The sequence below is a fragment of the Streptomyces sp. NBC_01341 genome, from assembly GCF_035946055.1.
Lineage (GTDB): Bacteria > Actinomycetota > Actinomycetes > Streptomycetales > Streptomycetaceae > Streptomyces.
The window spans coordinates 7,126,635-7,140,796 of record NZ_CP108364.1 but is presented as its reverse complement, the minus strand read 5'-3'; the positions used below and the strand labels follow the sequence as shown (position 1 = coordinate 7,140,796).

Here is a 14,162-nt window from a genome sequence, read left to right as displayed (position 1 = left end):
GCAAGGAGGCTACGGCGACGACTCACACAGCGGGGCGGACATGCACACTGACGGCATACCCACAGCCCGGGCGGTAGGGATCGCCGCCCCAGGACGCGTAGCGCCCGCGCAGGGTCAGACCGGCCGTCGTGCACCAGTGGTCGACCTCTTCGAGGGTCACCGGGGGCTCAGGCAATGGCAGGTGTGCGGCATCCAGCCCCATGCCTGTGACCAGCAGGCCGCCGGGCCGCAACGCGGCTGCCAACTGCCGGATCACGGCTGATTCGGTGCCGGGAGCCAGCAAGGGAATGACGTTTCCGGCGGCGAGTACCAGGTCGAACCCAAGGCTGAGGCCCAGGGCATCCAGCTCGGCCAGGTCACCGAGGAACCACTCCTGTCCAGGTGCCTGGCGGCGGGCGACGGCAAGCATGGAGGAGTCGACGTCCACGCCCGTGCAGTGGTGGCCCAGCTCGGCGAGCCGGATCGCGATGCGACCGGTGCCGCAGCCCGCGTCGAGTACCCGGGAAGCCGGTTTCAGCAGCGCGGCGCAGAAGGCGGCTTCGCCGTGGATGTCCTGGCCGGATTCTGCGAGCCGCGCGAAACGCTGGGCGTACTCCTCCCCGGACTGTCCGCCGGTCAGTTCAGCCCAGCGGTCGCGTTGCCCAGTCATTGTGCATGCCTTCCGGTCAGCCTCGCCCCGCCCGTACGGAGCGGGTGGAGCCCTCGCGAGCCCCTACGAAGGTACACAGCACGGGGACGTTGCTGTTAGCCCACCTCCGTCGCGCCGCGGTGCGGGATCGGCCTGGGCTTCGCCGGTCGGCGAGCCGGAGCTGCCCGCATGCGTGCGGAAGGAGGCCCGGACGCACGTACTCGGCAGCACAGCCCGCTGGATGAGTAGGTCGACTCATGTCCGATCGGTGCCTGCCCAGGACGATGGAGATCAACATCATCGATCCCAGGGGCCCCTCATGCTCAGTCGTATCGCCGACATCCTGGTGCCCACCGTCGGCCGTTTGTCGGTGACCTCCGACCCCGGCGCTCATCTCGCGCCGGGCAGCATCATCGCCGCCAACCACACCTCTCTCGCCGACCCCGCCATCGTGGTCGCGGCCTTGCGCCGCCTCGGAGCCGAGCCGGTCATCATGGCGGCCGCGGGTCTGTGGCGCATCCCGCTCCTCGGTCGCGCGCTCGCACGCGAAGGGCACATCCCCGTCGTCCGCGGGGACCGCCGCGCCGCTGCTTCTCTGGACGCCGCGGCGGAAGCCCTGGAGCGGGGACGACTTGTCCTCATCTACGCCGAGGGCGGTCTGCCTCGCCGCAAGGACGCCGCGGAAGCGCCACCCGGAACGTTCCGAAGCGGCCTGGCCCGGCTTGCCGAGCGCACCGGCGCTCCCGTGGTGCCCGTGGGCCAGGCCGGCGCCCGCCGAGTCACCTCGGGCAGCACGATCAAACAGCTCGGCGGTCTCGTCACAGCGCCGCTGCGCCGACCGGACCTTCATGTGCACATCGGCGCGCCGCTCGAACTGACCGGCAGCCGCGTTCTCAGGACATCGACGGCGCACACCGCCGTGACCACCGCGTGGCGTACGGCCGCCCACCGCCTGGGCGTGGATCTCCGCCTGCACGGGCTCGGCGTCGGCCCGGTGTGCTCGTCGGCCCTGCTCTGCAACGGTAGAAGTTGCCGCAGCGACAACCGCAACCCCGACGAGAGGGGGGTCGGACGGCTGGGCGGGCTGCACAGCGCGGGCCCGACGGGTGCTCGGTATTCCCACGCTGCGGGTCAGGGCGCCGGAAAGACGAGACGCACGCCGTAGCGTTCTCCGGCGCGGTGGAGGGCTGGGAAGAGGACGGTGCGCAGGTCACGGGTCTCGCCCGCGTGGTCGGCGAGGAAGCGTTCCCGCAGCTTTCGGCGGACGGGTTCGCGGACGGCCTCGACGGGGCGCATGCAGTGGGCGTAGGCGGCACCGAGTTCGGTGTTCACGCGGGCCAGGTCGGCTGCGGGGGTGCCCATCAGGCGGCGGTCGACCAGCGCGAAGAAGGCCCTTTGGCCGGCTGCTGCATAGCCCTCACCGGCGAGACAGCCTGGCAGGTCGCGCAGAGCCCGGCCGGCGGCGGCGTCCCGTTTCATCGCCGTGTCCAGCGCTCCGAACCACGCTCTCTGCAGCGGCTGGTAGCCCTTCGCCACCTGCTCTGCGGCGGTCGCCCCCACCGCGCGGCAGCGGTCGATCTCGGCGGCCTCGCCGGGCCGGGCCGGGGCGGGCGCCGCCGGACCCGCAGGGACCTCGGCACTGCGCCCGAACCCGTGCCGGCCGAGAAAGCCGAGGTCAGGCAGGTCGCCGAACGGGATGAACGCCACAGGAACCTCTTCGGTCAGCCCGAATCCACCTGCACGGGCACACTCGGCGGCGGCAGCCCTGGCAACCTGTTGTCCGAAGACGTTCAGGCCCTGGGTCCATCGGGTTTCGGCACCGGTGGCGGGCAGGACCATGCGCGCTGGGTCGTCCGGCAGGGCATGGGTGAGACGCCCGGGCGCTTCCGCGGCGGGCTGTTGTCCGTCGGGCGCGCCGACGGCCGTACTGCACGCGGCGGTGAGCAGCACGGTGGACACGGCAGTGGCGATGCGCGCGAGGGACCTGTTGGGCACGTCCGTCCTTCCTGGAGGTCGCCCCGGGGTGCCGCCGGTCTTCGTGCGCCGCCGGCACCCCAGGAACTCGGGATCAGATGAATCAGCGGATCGTTGGATCAGTGGGTGATCGTGACGGTGTCGCCGCCGCCGTTGTAGCTGGCCACGGTGAACGGCGTGTTGTCGGCGACATCGGTGCACAGCCAGTAGTCGGAGTCGTTCAGGCTGTGGGAGCCGTCCTCGGCGTAGACGTACCCGGCGGCACAGGTGAGCCAGGTCCCGTTCGAGCGGCGCAGGCGGCCCGCGTAGAAGTCGTAGATCGGGGACGCGTTGTTGTAGGAGTACGTCAGGTTGAGGTCGCCGCAGGTGCTGCTGGCTGACTTGTTGCGGATCGTGCCGACGCCGTTGTAGCCGCCCGTGGTCAGCGACGAGGCGGCACAGGCCTGCGCGGAGGCCGACGCCACGGGGGCGAATGCCACACCGGTCGCGGCGGTGACGAGCGCGAGTGCTCCGGCGGCGACGGTGCGGTTGATGCCTGGCCTCTTCAGCATGTGTGTCTCCCCTGTCGGATCGTGACGGGCGCTCGGCGTGCGCCGGGGCCCTTGTGGTGTCGCGGAAAACACTCGCATCGCGGGTCCCGCCCCACCACGACCTTCGAACAGGGTCGAAAGTGCCGTGCCAGGCGGTGGAATGCCCAGTTCCTGTGGGGCTGCGGTGACGGCAGGGGCGCTGAGGCAGCAGATTCCGATGTGGACCGTGACGGGCGGTTCCTACCGATGACCGGATGTCTCCGCGCACGGCACCGGTGCGGGCCCGCGGAGCATCGCCGCGCCGAGAGGCGTGAGGACGTGCAGGACGGTGTTCTGGACGCGGCGGCTGGTGATCAGTCCGGCGTCACGGAGGATCGTCGTGTGGTGCGTGGCCGTGGCGGGCGTCACGCCCAGGGACCGGGCGAGCTCCGAAGTCGTCGCACCGAGGGCGAGGGTGCGCAGCGCGGTGGCTCTGGTCCTGCCCAGCAGTGCGCACAGGGCGAGATCGGGGCGGGCCGGCTCGGGAGGCCGTGCGCCGTGCACGGGGTAGACCAGCACCGGCCGCAGGGTGCCGTCGGCCAGGGACATCGGCAGCTTCCAGCAGAAGTGGGAGGGCACCAGACGCAGTCCGCGGCCTTCGAGGTGGAGGTCGCGGTCCTCGATGTAGTCGACGTGCAGCACGGGCGGACGCCATCGCATGGAGGGCGAGAGGCCGGCGAGCAGTCCGCCGACACCGCTGTCCAGAGTCGCGCGTGCGACCAGCCCTCGCTCGCCCGCGAGCGACTCGCACATGCGGTCGTGATGGGGTGCGATGACGGCGTCGTGGTACGCCCGCATGACTCGGACCAGTTCGTCCCGACTGGCGCGTTCGGCCATCCTGGGCGCCCAGTCCGGGGCGCCGCTGATCCTGGCCAGCAGGTCCATCTCGTGGGCGACGCGGGCGGGCGGGGTGTCGAGGATCGCGGCAAGCCCCCGCTCCAGTCCGTGGGCGGACTCGTGCGGCGTGAGGAAGTCGGGCAGGTAAGGAGCCCTGGGCAGCATCGGCGTGAGCAGGCGGCGTACGGCCGCGCCGAGGCGGGTGCCTGCGAGCGTGGCACGGGTGCTGTGATGCCAGTCGGCGTAGGCCCAGCGGCCTTGCGAGGTCTGGAGCCGCTGGAGGCTGAAGACGATTTCCCACAGTGGATCGGGTGTACTCGCCACCTGGATGCGGGTCAGGTCGCCGGACGTGAAGTGGATACGCAGCAAGGACGTTTCCCCCGTTCGGCAGTCCTCCTGCTGGAGCTGCCGGTCGATGCTCGGGCTCCGCCTCCCTGGACAGCAGATCCTGGGAGCAGGCCGGAGCCGCACCGTCACGGGGACTGCGCAGGTACCGGCTGCCTCCTCGCTCTGTCGTTGCGGACGCGTCACCGCCGCCCGGGCGGAGGCCGGCGGCAGAGGGCTGAGCGCGTTCCGCGCAGGGGGCATCGACTTTCGAGCGACCCGATCGTGCGGCCCGGCTGCTCGGCTCCCCCTCCGTATCAGAACCCCGCGGCCCCTCGATTCTCCTTCCGAGAGGTTCTGACGCCAACTACGACCGCCGGGGCATGGGATCGGTTGCATGACAGCCGAAGATTCTTGTCCGCGACGAAGGCGGCGAGCGTACTGGCGGGGGATGCGCGGCGACGCGTTGGTTTCGTGCGGCGAGCAGGGCAGTCCCCTGGGACCGCCGTAGCACTCCAGCGGCCCGAGGCCGCCGTGATCGGCCTTCCTGCGCGGCACGGTCGAGGCGGTGTCCGGCCTTCGGTCGCCGTCGTGCGGAGGCAGGACGAGGTAGGAGGCGTTGTCCGGCGTCGGACACCGTACGCAGTCGTGAGGCCGGATCCGGCAAGGGCTGCCGCGGTTGCGGAGTGTGGCCGGCGCCGCGCGCTGCGTCGCGGCCGTTCCGGTGCTTTCCTGCGGAGTCCTGGTCGCCTTGGGTTACCTGGGCCCACTGCGTGTTGTGCGTGCCGCTCCGCGTTTGCGCGGAGCCTTCTTCCCGGCCGCCCGGTCGTCCGCCGCCTTACGCGCCATCGCCTTCTTGGCAGGGGGGTTCTTGGGCCCCGGCTTCCTCTGCGCAGCCTTTCGAGCCATTGCCCTCTTCGCAGGAGGGTTCTCCGGCCCGGGTTTCCTGTCGGTGGGCTGCGCGGGTGTCACCCTCGTCGTCCGACGGCGGCGCGGGGGCCGCGATGCCTCGAGTTCTTCGTCCGCCGGCTGCTCTTCAGGCGGCTCGGCCTCCGGCTCCTCGTCTTCGAGTTCCTCGTCTTCGAGTTCCTCGTCCGCCGGTTCCTCTTCCGGCTCCTCGCCGGCGATCTCCTCTTCTTCGGTGTACTCGTCCTCGCGTCCGCCGTCGGGTGCGCCGGTCAGGGCGAGCAAGCGTTGCTGCAGATTCTCGCTCAGGGACGCGACACCTCGATCGGTCGCCTCGGAAAGCGCTCCGCGCCCGGAAGTGAGCAGTTCCTCGCGTACTTGTTCACCGAGCTGAGCGAACTGCGGATTCTCGGCGAGCTTCTGCACCCCGGCGTCGATGAGAGTTTTCGGGTCGAGTGATTTACCGGCAGCCAGGGCGGCGAGGCCCAGAACGAGTTTCCCCTGCCTTGTCCTGCCGATGATGTATCCGGCCGCGAGCGCGGCCACGAGAGTTGCCCTGGTGGTGGTGTCCATAGCAGTGCGCCTCACACTGTTGCGATGGGCGACGGTTTAGCCTGCACACGTCGGCGGTCGGGGGCTTCGCCCCCGTGCCTGTGCATCGGCGGCCCCTCTCCATTGTGCGCGGTGCGCCGGATACGTGCGCAGGAAGAGGGACTGGGGGTCGGCCACGGATTCATTGAATCCACCCCATGCCGGCCGCACGCATGGCGAGGGCCCGGACCCCCGGAATGCGCCCACGGGTCCGGGCCTTGCGTTGCCGGCCGCCGACCGGCCGACCTCGGCGCCGCCGCAGCGCCACAGGAGCCTCGGCTCTGCCCTGATGACGTCCGCGAACACCGGGTCAGTCGGTCAGTTTCCGTGCAGGTACTGGGTGTAGTAGTAGCCGCTCTCCCCCTCGAAGTGCGCCTTCTTCCCCTTGGCGTAGGTGATCCCGTACGGGCCACCGAGGTTCAGGTACTCGCCGGCCGCGCGAGCGCCCTCGATCTTCTGATAGCCGGCACCCTCGGTCACGCCCTCCCAGTCGTTGGCGGCCGCGGGCGCTGCAGCCACGAATCCGGCGGCGGCAACGGTGGCAAGGGTGATCGCAATACGACGAAGCATGGGGCTCCCTCTCAGAAGTGCGCAACGAATGGGGCGAGGCACCAGGCTCTACCTCAGGCCGTGCAACGGAGCCGACGGCGCACTCGCCGGGCGGAGAATGAACCTGATCGGGCGCAGGCCGACGAGCCGACGAACAACAACCGGGCCCATACACGTGGCTCCGGTGAGGGCCGGAAGTGAGCCGGCGATCGCCGCGCGACCGGCTCTCGTTCGCCAGGCGCACGCGCCCACCTGACGTCGAGCCGCGCAGCACACCGCCGTCTCGACGCGGCGGCGATCACGGTTCATGATGTATGTCATGAACACGACTCGCTCGCTCGGCTTCGCCCTGTCCGCCGCCGCTGCCTTCACCGTGGTGGCCTCCGGAACCGCACACGCGGAACCGACGGTGCCCGAGCACGCCGTCATCGTCTGCGACAGTGCGAGTTTCTACGCCAACTACGACAGTTCCTCCGGACCGGCCACCCTGAAGCGGGTCCTGCTGCGTGGCGACAAGGTCGGACACACCCGTGGTGCACACCCCGTCTACAACGGATGGGCTGCCACGTTCGACTTCGGTCCCAACGACTGGGGCTTCGTCCGGCAGGAATGCCTCGGTGGGTACGGATCCTGGTGACCTGATACTCCGACGACGAGAGGACTCTCCCGATGACCAGCCCGAGCAGACTCGGTGCCCTGACACTGGCTCTGACAGCCGCGGTGACAGCCATGACCGCGGGTCCGGCCGCTGCCGCCGACGGCACGGTGGGACAGCGTGAAACCGTCTGCGCCCAGGACCTGTTCGTACGGGTCACCGCCCCCCACGGGGCGTGGATGGGCACGCTGTACCGGGGCCAGACGTTCCTGGTCGAGGAGGGCGGCGGAGAGTGGGTCTACGGATTCGCCTACGGAGACATCAACCGCCGCGGCTGGGTACAGAACGGCTGGTTCTGCTGAGTCTCCCCTCCGGATGCCGGCACCCGGCGCCGCTCCCCCAGTAGCGGGCAGCGGGCAGCGCAATGGTCCAGCACACGTCCTCGCAGCCCACCGGCATGTCTCACGCGCCCGTGTCACAGGACTTCGGGCTGTCTCGTCGCCCTGCCGAGACGCCGCGCGATCACCGTTGTGCCGCACCGGCGATCCGGGGCAAGTGGAGATCGCGATGGCCCGCCGAAGACGCGGCAAAGCGGTTGTGAATGATGTGTTTGGAAACGCCGAAGCGGTAAAGACGGTGCGTTGACACAATCTTTATACGAGAGGTAGGAGACGCATCATGGGCATCCTCGCCTGGATCATCATCGGACTGCTCGCCGGCCTCATCGCCAAGGCGCTGATGCCGGGCAAGGACCCCGGCGGCATCATCATCACGATGCTCATCGGCATCGCGGGAGGCCTCCTCGGCGGCTGGCTCGGCAAGGCCATATTCGGCGTCGACTCCATCGACGGGTTCTTCGACCTCTCCACATGGATCGCGGCCGTCGTCGGCTCGATCATCCTCCTGGCCCTGTACCGGGTCATCACAGGCAACCGACACTCCCGTCGCGCCTGACACGCACTCGCAGGCCGAAAAGGGATCCGCGCACCGGTCGGGTGCGCGGATCCCTTTTCCATAGTGGCGTCGGCGTGCGCCCGGGTGCGGCGCACCCACTCGTCCCCACGCGCTCCTCGCCGTGCGGACGCGGGCCGACGGATTTATCGTGGCCTGGCAGTCACGGGCATGACCTCCGAGGCATGTCGAACTCGTGGTCGCGGCCGTGGAGTTCGGAAACGACAGGAGTCCTTGATGAACGCCACACGGAAAGTCGCCATCATCACGGGTGCTTCGGGGGGCATCGGAGGCGCCCTGGTGAAGGCCTACCGCGCGATGGGGTACGCGGTGACCGCCACCGGCCGTTCCATCCCGGCGTCGAGCGACCCCGGGGTGCTGGCCCTGGCGGCCGACGTGGCCGAGCCGGGTGCCGGCGCGCGGCTGGTAGAAGCGACCCTCGACCGTTTCGGCCGTGTCGACACGCTGGTCAACAGCGCCGGGGTCTTCGTGTCGAAGCCGTTCACCGAGTACACCGACGCGGACTACGATCTGGTCACCGGGGCGAACGTACGCGGTTTCTTCGAGGTGTCGCGCAGCGTGATCTCCGCGATGCTCTCCCGCGATGACGGTGGCCACATCGTGAACATCTCGACCAGCCTCGTCGACAATGCCGATGTCGAGGTCCCCTCGGCGCTCGCGTCCCTGACCAAGGGGGGACTGAACGGGGTCACGAAGTCGCTGGCCATCGAGTACGCCACCCGCGGGATCCGGGTGAACACCGTCGCACTCGGCGTCATCCGGACCCCCATGCACCCGACTGATCCCGACGGCTTCCAGGCGGCGCGCCACCCGGTCCGCCGCATGGGCGAGGTGGACGACGTGGTCCGGGCCGTGCTCTACCTCGAGCAGGCCCCGTTCGTCACCGGCGAGATCTCGCACGTCGACGGCGGCCAGAGCGCGGGGCACTGACGAGGCGCGCGCTCGGCCGCCGCCCAGGTGGTCAGCCGAGAATCTCCAGCATCCGGTTGCCCAGCACGGAGGCCGAGGCGGGATTCTGCCCGGTGACCAGGTTGCGGTCCTCCACCATGTACGGCTCCCACATCGGGCCACGGCTGTACTGGACGCCGATCTTCTCCTTGAGCTCGGTCTCCAGCAGCCACGGCGCCTTGGAGGCCAGGCCGACGCCCTCCTCTTCCTCGTCGGTGAAGCACGTGACCTTGTACCCCTTGAAGGGCGACACGCCGTGGATCCTCGTGGCCAGCAGCGCGGCAGGTGCGTGGCACACGATGAAGAGGGGGTTGCCCGAGGCGAGCTGCGCTGTCAGGAGCCGCCCCGCGTCCGCGTCGTAGGCGAGGTCCGACATCGGACCGTGGCCGCCGGGCATGTAGACCGCGTCGTAGTCCTCGAGGCGGACGTCGGACAGCTTGAGCGGCCGGCGCATCACCTCGGCGTCCCGGATGATGGCCTCCAGATCGAGGGCCGCCTGCTCGCCGCCCGTCATGGACGGACGCAGGCTCATCATGTCCACGTTCGGGGTCGTGCCGCCCGGTGTCGCGACCACGATCTCGTGGCCGGCGTCCGTCAGTTCCTTGTACGGGCTGGCAAACTCCTCGGCCCAGTATCCCGTGGCGTACCTCGTGCCGTCCAGGAGCACCCAGTACGTCGCTCCGCTCACTATGAACAGGATCTTCGCCATCACTCTTGCGCCTCCACTCGGGCCCTTTGGGGTGATTTGACTACCTTTAGCCTATGCGGGTGCCCGTCCGGGCGCATGCGTGACGCGTACCGACGCCCCTACAGCCCAAGCGCGGCGGGGCGAAGACGCAGGACCGGAGGCCGCAGCGCCTGATCGCGAACTCCGCGAACCAAGCGGCAGCAAGCACCCGCATGGGGTCGTCGCCGGGCTCACGCCCGACCGGGACGGGCCTCGCGCCGACCTCTGAAGTTGGGTATTTGACCCCGAGGTCAATAAAAGTGTTACGGTCGTGAGCATGGGAAGGCCAATGACGTTCGATCGTGATGCGGCCGTGGACCGGGCGATGCTCGTGTTCTGGCGACAGGGCTACGCGTCGACCACTCCGCAGGGGCTGGCCGACGCGCTGAGCATCCGCAAAGGAAGCCTGTACAACACGTTCGAGAGCAAGCACAACCTCTTCACCCTGACGCTGCGCCGCTACGGACAGATGCGTGCCCCGACGCTGCGTCGCCTCCGCGAGGAGCAGGGTCCGGTCCACGAAGTGCTGCGCAGCTCCCTGGCGGAGCTGACCGGCGCGGGGTCGCACCGGATGGGCTGCTTCGCGGTGAACTCGGTCAGCGAGCTGGCCGGGCAGGACGAAGGCGTCACCCGGGTCGCGGAGAGTCTGTTCACCGACATCGAGGACGCGTCCCGCGTCGCTCTGGAGCGTGGCCGTACACGTGGCGAATACACGGGCGGCCCCGATGCGGACGAGCAGGCTCGCTCGTTCCTCACCGCCGTGATCGGCCTCAGCGTGCTGTGCAAGGCCGGCACCCCGCCCGACAGGCTCGACCAGATCATCGAGAGCACGCTCCGGTCCATGTGATGACCCTCGCGCCACCGCCCGGCAAGGCGCGCCACCCGGGCATGCCCGCAGCGATGAGACCGGTCGGGCCATAACGGTGGCACGCCCGACCGGTGTGACTCAGGCGTGCCTCGGAACCACAGCAGAGAGGTCCGCTTCGAGGACCGCAGGGAGAGACCATGCCACACGCGCAGTCGACGACATCCGAAGTGCCGCAGGACAAGAGCGGTGCCGACCGGGCGGTGGCCCAGGACAGCGCCGGAGCTCGGACGGACTACACGCCCCTCAAGGGCCCGGCCAAGTCGTTGGCGTCCCACATGGACGCGAGCCTGAGTGTTCCGACCGCCACGAGCGTGCGGGACGTTCCGGCGAAGCTGATGATCGACAACCGGCTCGCCGTCAACGACCACCTCGCCCGCAACCGCGGTGGAAGGGTCAGTTTCACCCATCTCATCGCCTGGGCACTCGTGCGGGCCGCCAAGGACTTCCCCGCCCAGAACGTGGCGTACGGCGAGCGCGACGGCAAGCCCGTCCTGATCCGGCACCCGCACGTGAACTTCGGGATCGCCGTCGACCTGACACGTGCCGACGGCACCCGCATGCTCGTGGTGCCCAACATCAAGCAGGCCGACCGCATGGGCTTCTCCGAGTTCTTCCAGGCATGCGAGGAACTGGTGGCCCGGGCCCGGACCAACCGTCTGACCGCGGACGACTTCGCCGGTACGACACTGTCCCTGACCAACCCCGGCAGCATCGGCACCACGAGCTCGGTCCCCCGCCTGATGACGGGCCAGGGCAGCGTCATCGGCGCCGGCGCACTGGAGTACCCCGCTGCCTACCGGGGCGCCGCGGCGCAGACACTCAATGATCTGGCGATCGGCAAGGTCATCACTCTCACCAGCACCTACGACCACCGCGTCATCCAGGGAGCCGGGTCGGGCGAGTTCCTGCGCCGGGTCCAGCAGCTCCTGCAGGGTGCGGACGACTTCTACGGTGACATCTTCGCCGAGCTGCGGATTCCGTACGAGCCGATCAACTGGGCCCAGGACATCCACGTCGGCCGGCAGAACATGATGGACAGGACTGCCCGGGTACAGCAGCTGATCAACGCGTTCCGGGTGCGCGGGCACCTGATGGCCGACATCGACCCGTTGATCTACCGGCAGCGCTCGCATCCGGACCTCGATCCGGCGAGTCACGGCCTCAGCTTCTGGGACCTGGACCGCGAGTTCGCGACGGAGGACCTCGCGGGCAACGGCAGTCCGATGACGTTGCGCGACATCCTGCGGGTGATGAGGGACGCGTACTGCCGCACCGTGGGCGTCGAGTACATGCATATCCAGGAGCCCGAACAGCGACGCTGGTTCCAGGAACGCCTCGAGGCTCCGTACGTCAAGCCCACGCACGACGAGCAGCTACGGATCCTCGGCAAACTGAACGAGGCCGAGGCGTTCGAAACCTTCCTGCAGACCAAGTACGTCGGCCAGACGCGCTTCAGTCTCGAAGGAGCCGAAGCCGCGATCGCGCTGCTCGACGCGGTGCTGGGGTGCGCCGTCGAGCACGGCATGGACGGCGCAGCCATCGCGATGGCCCACCGCGGCCGGCTGAACGTCCTGACGAACCTCGCCGGGAAGACGTACAGCCAGGTGTTCAGGGAGTTCGACGGCACCGCCGACGGGCAACTCTCCGGAGACGTCAAGTACCACCTCGGCACCGAGGGCAGGTACCGGAGCGGCGACGGCAGGGAGCTGCCCGTCCACCTCGCCGCCAACCCCTCGCACCTGGACGCCGTGGACGCGGTGCTTCTGGGCGTCGTCCGGGCGAAGCAGGACCGCAGCACCGGCCGCCGGTTCGCGACGCTGCCGATCGTGATCCACGGCGACGCCGCCATGGCGGGCCAGGGTGTCGTCAGCGAGACCGTCCAGATGTCCCAGCTGCCCGGGTACGGTGTCGGCGGCGTCATCCGCGTCAACATCAACAACCAGGTGGGCTTCACCACGCTGCCCGTCGACGGGCGCAGTTCGGTGTACGCGACGGACGTCGTCAAGGCGACACAGACACCGGTCTTCCACGTCAACGGCGACGACCCGGAAGCTGTCGTGCGCGTCGCCACCCTGGCCTTCGCCTACCGCGAGCGGTTCCACCGCGACGTCGTGATCGACCTCGTCTCCTACCGCCGGAGAGGCCACAACGAGGCGGACGACCCCTCGATGACGCAGCCCGGGATGTACCGGCGTATCGCGGACAAGGGCAGTGTGAGGACCCTGTACCTGGAGGCACTCACGGGCAGGGGCGACATCACGCACGCCGAGTACGAACAGGCACACCAGGACTTCCAGGCGCGCCTGGAACGGGCGTTCGCGGAGACCAGGGACAGCGGTCCCGACGCGTCGGATACAGCGGATTCCGGTGAGGCGGCGCTGGTGGCGGGGCTCGAGCGGGGCACGCTGCCGTCCGTCGGCAGGCCCCGGCCCGTGACGGCCGCCGCCCTCGCCGCGGTCGGTGAGGCCTTCACGGACCTCCCCGACGGGTTCGCCGTCCACCCCAAGCTGGGGCAGCTCCTCGACAGACGGCAGCGCATGGCTCGGGGCGACGCGCCGGTCGACTGGGCCTTCGCCGAACTCCTCGCGTTCGGCAGCCTGCTCGACGAGGGTCTCCCCGTCCGGCTGGCCGGTCAGGACTCGCGTCGTGGGACGTTCACGCAGCGGCAGGCCGTGCTGCACGACCGGGAGTCCGGTGCACAGTGGCAGCCACTGGCCAGGTTCCGGGGCCAGGACACGGACTTCCACCTGTACGACTCCTGGCTGAGCGAATACGCCGCCATGGGTTTCGAATACGGATACTCCGTCGAGCGGCCGGAGGCGCTGGTCATCTGGGAGGCCCAGTTCGGCGACTTCGTGAACGGGGCGCAGATTGTGGTCGACGAGTTCGTGTCGTCCGCCGAACAGAAGTGGGGCCAGGCCTCATCCGTCACCCTCCTGCTGCCGCACGGCTACGAGGGCAGTGGCCCCGACCACTCCTCCGCGCGCATCGAGCGTTTCCTGCAACTGTGTGCGGAGGAGAACATGACGGTCGCCCAGCCGTCCACGGCCGCGTCGTACTTCCACCTGCTGCGCCGGCAGGCCTACGCCCGCCCGCGCAAGCCCCTTGTGGTGTTCACGCCCAAATCCATGCTCCGCACGAAATCGAGCTTCAGTTCCCTGGACGGGTTGACCGGCGGCACGTTCGAGCCGGTGCTCGACGAACCGGTGCCGCTGGACAGGGACGCGGTGCGGCGTGTGGTTCTCGTGACCGGGAAGCTGTACCACGAACTCGCCGCACACCTGGGCAAGTTCCCGGACCCGGGCATCGCCCTGGTCCGGGTGGAGCAGTTGTATCCACTCCCCCTCGAGGAACTGCGTCGCGTCACCGACTCCTACTCCCGTGCCGAGCTCGTCTGGGCACAGGAGGAGCCCCGGAACCAGGGGGCTTGGACCTTCCTCCTCTCGGAGGCCGCCCCGAGCCTCTCCCGGCCGCTTCGCCTCGTCTCCCGGCCGGCCGCCGCCGCACCCGCCACGGGATCGCACAAGCGCCACACCAAGGAGCAGCAGGAGCTGATCCGTCGGATCCTGGACTGACGCGCGAAACCCGGTCGGGTGCCTGCCGGTGCGCCCGACCGGCGTGTACCGCAGGGCGGCCTGCAGCCCGCCCTGCGCCCTGTGTCAGGATGGCCGGGT

Annotated in this window: 13 protein-coding genes and 1 pseudogene; 7 read left to right on the top strand and 7 right to left on the bottom strand. The window is 69.5% G+C overall.

The window, feature by feature from the left end; translation table 11 throughout:
• Positions 1 to 22: 22 nt before the first annotated feature.
• Complete coding sequence (locus OG206_RS31305) at positions 23 to 649, bottom strand: class I SAM-dependent methyltransferase (RefSeq protein WP_327121958.1); 627 nt, start codon at positions 647 to 649, stop codon at positions 23 to 25.
• A 298-nt stretch (positions 650 to 947) separates the two neighbouring features.
• Here OG206_RS31305 and OG206_RS31300 point away from each other — a divergent pair.
• Positions 948 to 1,586: pseudogene (locus OG206_RS31300) on the top strand (lysophospholipid acyltransferase family protein); the annotation flags it as partial.
• Positions 1,587 to 1,759: 173 nt separating this feature from the next.
• Here OG206_RS31300 and OG206_RS31295 read toward each other — a convergent pair.
• From OG206_RS31295 to OG206_RS31275, 5 genes are all read right to left on the bottom strand, one after another.
• Positions 1,760 to 2,623, bottom strand: coding sequence for a hypothetical protein (locus OG206_RS31295; RefSeq protein WP_327121957.1), 864 nt, complete (start codon positions 2,621 to 2,623; stop codon positions 1,760 to 1,762).
• Between the two features lie 98 nt (positions 2,624 to 2,721).
• Positions 2,722 to 3,153, bottom strand: a complete 432-nt coding sequence (locus OG206_RS31290) for a hypothetical protein (protein WP_327121956.1) — start codon at positions 3,151 to 3,153, stop codon at positions 2,722 to 2,724.
• Between the two features lie 219 nt (positions 3,154 to 3,372).
• Positions 3,373 to 4,377 (bottom strand): helix-turn-helix domain-containing protein, encoded by a 1,005-nt coding sequence (locus OG206_RS31285; RefSeq protein ID WP_327121955.1) that lies wholly within the window; start codon positions 4,375 to 4,377, stop codon positions 3,373 to 3,375.
• A gap of 711 nt (positions 4,378 to 5,088) precedes the next feature.
• Complete coding sequence (locus OG206_RS31280; protein ID WP_327121954.1) at positions 5,089 to 5,811, bottom strand: histone protein; 723 nt, start codon at positions 5,809 to 5,811, stop codon at positions 5,089 to 5,091.
• Between the two features lie 336 nt (positions 5,812 to 6,147).
• Positions 6,148 to 6,399, bottom strand: a complete 252-nt coding sequence (locus tag OG206_RS31275; protein ID WP_327121953.1) for a hypothetical protein — start codon at positions 6,397 to 6,399, stop codon at positions 6,148 to 6,150.
• 298 nt (positions 6,400 to 6,697) lie between these two features.
• Between OG206_RS31275 and OG206_RS31270 the strand changes: the two genes are divergently transcribed.
• From OG206_RS31270 to OG206_RS31255, 4 genes are all read left to right on the top strand, one after another.
• Positions 6,698 to 7,015 carry a hypothetical protein gene (locus OG206_RS31270; protein ID WP_327121952.1) on the top strand — a complete coding sequence of 106 codons (318 nt, stop codon included), beginning with the start codon at positions 6,698 to 6,700 and terminating at the stop codon, positions 7,013 to 7,015.
• A gap of 32 nt (positions 7,016 to 7,047) precedes the next feature.
• A complete protein-coding gene (locus tag OG206_RS31265; RefSeq protein ID WP_327121951.1) occupies positions 7,048 to 7,335 on the top strand; it encodes a hypothetical protein in 288 nt (95 codons plus the stop codon).
• Positions 7,336 to 7,651: 316 nt separating this feature from the next.
• A complete protein-coding gene (locus OG206_RS31260) occupies positions 7,652 to 7,927 on the top strand; it encodes a GlsB/YeaQ/YmgE family stress response membrane protein (protein ID WP_327121950.1) in 276 nt (91 codons plus the stop codon).
• Positions 7,928 to 8,161: 234 nt separating this feature from the next.
• A complete protein-coding gene (locus OG206_RS31255) occupies positions 8,162 to 8,875 on the top strand; it encodes an SDR family NAD(P)-dependent oxidoreductase (protein WP_327121949.1) in 714 nt (237 codons plus the stop codon).
• Between the two features lie 31 nt (positions 8,876 to 8,906).
• Here OG206_RS31255 and OG206_RS31250 read toward each other — a convergent pair whose 3' ends face one another.
• A complete protein-coding gene (locus OG206_RS31250; RefSeq protein ID WP_327121948.1) occupies positions 8,907 to 9,602 on the bottom strand; it encodes a type 1 glutamine amidotransferase domain-containing protein in 696 nt (231 codons plus the stop codon).
• Between the two features lie 307 nt (positions 9,603 to 9,909).
• Here OG206_RS31250 and OG206_RS31245 point away from each other — a divergent pair, with 307 nt between their 5' ends.
• The gene (locus tag OG206_RS31245; protein WP_327121947.1) at positions 9,910 to 10,467 is read left to right on the top strand and encodes a TetR/AcrR family transcriptional regulator; all 558 of its coding nucleotides are present in this window, start codon (positions 9,910 to 9,912) and stop codon (positions 10,465 to 10,467) included.
• A 158-nt stretch (positions 10,468 to 10,625) separates the two neighbouring features.
• On the top strand, positions 10,626 to 14,063 hold the full coding sequence (locus OG206_RS31240; protein WP_327121946.1) for a multifunctional oxoglutarate decarboxylase/oxoglutarate dehydrogenase thiamine pyrophosphate-binding subunit/dihydrolipoyllysine-residue succinyltransferase subunit: 3,438 nt from the start codon (positions 10,626 to 10,628) through the stop codon (positions 14,061 to 14,063).
• Positions 14,064 to 14,162 lie beyond the last annotated feature (99 nt).

What these genes read in the sequence shown, in the direction of transcription:
- OG206_RS31245 (WP_327121947.1), top strand. Translation starts at nt 9,910, where the DNA reads ATGACGTTCGATCGTGATGCGGCCGTGGACCGGGCGATGCTCGTGTTC.
- OG206_RS31280 (WP_327121954.1), bottom strand. Translation starts at nt 5,811, where the DNA reads ATGGACACCACCACCAGGGCAACTCTCGTGGCCGCGCTCGCGGCCGGA.
- OG206_RS31265 (WP_327121951.1), top strand. Translation starts at nt 7,048, where the DNA reads ATGACCAGCCCGAGCAGACTCGGTGCCCTGACACTGGCTCTGACAGCC.
- OG206_RS31305 (WP_327121958.1), bottom strand. Translation starts at nt 649, where the DNA reads ATGACTGGGCAACGCGACCGCTGGGCTGAACTGACCGGCGGACAGTCC.
- OG206_RS31260 (WP_327121950.1), top strand. Translation starts at nt 7,652, where the DNA reads ATGGGCATCCTCGCCTGGATCATCATCGGACTGCTCGCCGGCCTCATC.
- OG206_RS31250 (WP_327121948.1), bottom strand. Translation starts at nt 9,602, where the DNA reads ATGGCGAAGATCCTGTTCATAGTGAGCGGAGCGACGTACTGGGTGCTC.
- OG206_RS31255 (WP_327121949.1), top strand. Translation starts at nt 8,162, where the DNA reads ATGAACGCCACACGGAAAGTCGCCATCATCACGGGTGCTTCGGGGGGC.
- OG206_RS31270 (WP_327121952.1), top strand. Translation starts at nt 6,698, where the DNA reads ATGAACACGACTCGCTCGCTCGGCTTCGCCCTGTCCGCCGCCGCTGCC.
- OG206_RS31290 (WP_327121956.1), bottom strand. Translation starts at nt 3,153, where the DNA reads ATGCTGAAGAGGCCAGGCATCAACCGCACCGTCGCCGCCGGAGCACTC.
- OG206_RS31240 (WP_327121946.1), top strand. Translation starts at nt 10,626, where the DNA reads ATGCCACACGCGCAGTCGACGACATCCGAAGTGCCGCAGGACAAGAGC.
- OG206_RS31275 (WP_327121953.1), bottom strand. Translation starts at nt 6,399, where the DNA reads ATGCTTCGTCGTATTGCGATCACCCTTGCCACCGTTGCCGCCGCCGGA.